This is a genomic window from Elstera litoralis (genome assembly GCF_000963705.1).
Lineage (GTDB): Bacteria > Pseudomonadota > Alphaproteobacteria > Elsterales > Elsteraceae > Elstera > Elstera litoralis.
This window is the reverse complement of the sequence record NZ_LAJY01000402.1, coordinates 1-2,640: the sequence shown is the minus strand read 5'-3', so window position 1 is coordinate 2,640 and position 2,640 is coordinate 1. Positions and strand designations below refer to the sequence as shown.

Sequence of the window (2,640 nt, the reverse complement as noted above, 5' to 3'; positions counted from 1 at the left end):
AGATCGGTACACCAATGATGCCCTGGGGGAAAAGCCCCGAGGGCCGCTTTTGTCACTGGGGATAAGACTGTTCTTGAGAGGTTTTTCCCGGCTTATCCCAAGGGCTTTAACGAATCGAAGTGCTTTGTGTTACAAAGACATAGACTCGGTTTCAACGCGGGTTTCCACATTCTTGTCCACAAGTGAAAGGGCGCTGCGCAGTTTCGGTGGATAAAATTGGGCAGAGCCTTAATCCCCAGGTTTCCACCCCACCACATCAACCACCATTCTTTTCATAATAAGAGAATCAAATTAGAGAGAGGGCATGACCAAACATCTGCTCGACGCCCTTCGCGGGCATACCGCCGCCCGTCCGCCCTTCTGGTTCATGCGCCAAGCGGGGCGATACCTGCCCGAATATCGCGCCTTGCGCCAAGAGGCGGGCGGGTTCCTCGACTTGTGCTTCAATCCGGCACAAGCCGCAGAAGTGACCCTACAACCGATCCGCCGTTACGGCATGAGCGGGGCGATTCTGTTTTCAGACATTCTCATCATTCCGATGGCGTTAGGGCAGAGCCTGCGCTTTGCCGAAGGCGAAGGGCCGGTTCTGGGCGCGCTGCCTGAAGTTTTAGACTTCGCGGGGGCCGCCAAAGTTTACGCGCCGGTCATTGAAACGGTTCGCAGAGTAAAAGCAGGCTTACCGGAGGAAAGCACCTTGCTCGGGTTCGCCGGAAGCCCCTGGACGGTGGCCACCTATATGGTCGAAGGCGGCTCCAGCCGCGATTTCATGAAGACGAAAGCCTTCTTCTTCCGCGACCCCGACGGCTTCCGTTTGCTTATCGAGGGGATCGTGACCGCAACGATTGCGTATCTCTCGGCGCAGATCGAGGCGGGTGCCGAGGCCGTACAGCTTTCGATTCCTGGGCCGGGGCGCTCGCGCCGCAGGACTACGAGCGCTGGGTAATCGACCCGAACCGCCAGATCGTCACCGCCCTGCGCGCCCGCCATCCCGAAACACCGATCATCGCCTTTCCGAAGGGCAGCGGCATTCTCTACAAGAAATTTACCGAGATCGTGCGGCCCAACGGCATCGGCATCGACACTCAGGTTCCGCCCGACTGGGCTGCCGAGGTTTTGCAGCCGCTGGCGTGCGTGCAAGGCAATCTCGACCCCCTCGCCCTGGTTGCCGGCGGACAGGCCATGCTGGACGCTGCGGCGCGGATTTGTGGGCATCTCGGGCGCGGACCGTTCATTTTCAATCTCGGCCACGGGATTGTGCCGCAAACCCCGCCGGAGCACGTCGCCGCCCTTTGCGATCTTTTGCGCAAGATTTAAGCAAGGCTAGGCTGGATTTTACCGGATGAAACCCTATAGTCGCTGCCATGAGTAAGCGCGCCATTCTTCTGTTCAATCTCGGCGGGCCAGACCGGCCCGACGCAGTCGAGCCATTTTTGTTCAATCTTTTCAACGATGAAGCCATCATCGGGGCACCGAGGCTGATTCGCTATTTGATCGCCCGTCTGATCTCCAAGCGCCGGGCACCGGTTGCGCAGGAAATCTACCGGCATCTCGGCGGCGGCTCGCCCTTGCTGCCGAATACCGAAGCCCAGGCCCGTGCCCTCGAAGCGGCCCTCGGGCAATCGGACGAGGAAACCCGCTGCTTCATTGCTATGCGCTACTGGCACCCGCGGGCCGACGACGTCGTGCGCGATATTGCCGCCTGGAAGCCCGACCGCATCGTTCTGGTGCCGCTCTATCCGCAATATTCCAAAACGACCAGCGGCTCGTCGCTGAAAGAATGGCATGCGGCGGCTGAGGCGATTGGGCTGAAGGTTCCGACGACAACGCTCTGCTGCTGGCCGGAAGAAGCCGGTCTGGTCGCCGCAACCGCCGAGTTAGTGGCGGCAACCTATGGACAGGCTTTAGAGCATGGCACGCCACGGGTTCTTTTTCTCGGCGCATGGTTTGCCGAAAAAAAGTGATTAAATCCGGCGATCCTTATCAATTTCAGGTCGAGAAAACCGCCGCCGCCGTCGCCGATGCGCTGGCCATTCCGCAGCTTGATTGGCTGGTGAGCTACCAAAGCCGCGTCGGGCCGCTCGAATGGATTGGCCCGGCAACCGACACCGAAATCAAGCGCGCCGGGGCCGATAAGGTGCCCTTGATCGTCTGCCCGATTGCTTTCGTGTCGGAACATTCTGAAACTTTGGTTGAGCTCGATATCGAATATCGACACCTTGCGGAAGAACAAGGCGTTCCCGCCTATTTCCGCGTGCCGACGGTTTCGACGCATCCAAAGTTCATCGATGGCTTGGCGCGGGCGATTGCGGCGCAGGATAGGCGCGGTGGGCTGAGTTGCGAAGGCGGCGGGCGCTTTTGTCCGGCCAACTTCAGTCAATGCCCGGCCAAGCTCAGCGCTTAGGAAGATAAAGATATGCTGGATATGCTGACGAGCTTCTATCCCTGGACGAAATCGCTCCATATCATCAGCGTTATTGCGTGGATGGCGGGGATGTTCTACCTGCCGCGCCTGTATGTTTACCATTGCGACGCGCCGAAGGGGTCGGTTCAGTCCGAAACCTTCAAGGTGATGGAATACAAGCTACTGCGCTTCATTATCAATCCGGCGATGATTGCGACGTTTATATTCGGGACTCTCTT

General features: G+C 58.7%; 3 protein-coding genes and 1 pseudogene. All 4 read left to right on the top strand.

Annotated elements, in window-relative coordinates; translation table 11 throughout:
- Positions 1-304: 304 nt before the first annotated feature.
- Positions 305-1,314 (top strand): annotated as a pseudogene (gene hemE / locus VZ95_RS14480) (uroporphyrinogen decarboxylase).
- Positions 1,315-1,361: 47 nt separating this feature from the next.
- On the top strand, positions 1,362-1,961 hold the full coding sequence (gene hemH, locus VZ95_RS28920; RefSeq protein WP_332308104.1) for a ferrochelatase: 600 nt from the start codon (positions 1,362-1,364) through the stop codon (positions 1,959-1,961).
- Positions 1,958-2,401 carry a ferrochelatase gene (locus VZ95_RS28915; protein WP_332308103.1) on the top strand — a complete coding sequence of 148 codons (444 nt, stop codon included), beginning with the start codon at positions 1,958-1,960 and terminating at the stop codon, positions 2,399-2,401. Before hemH ends, VZ95_RS28915 begins: the two co-directional genes overlap by 4 nt.
- A gap of 12 nt (positions 2,402-2,413) precedes the next feature.
- Positions 2,414-2,640: CopD family protein (locus VZ95_RS14470; protein WP_045776485.1), on the top strand; the 227-nt coding region annotated here is incomplete at its 3' end.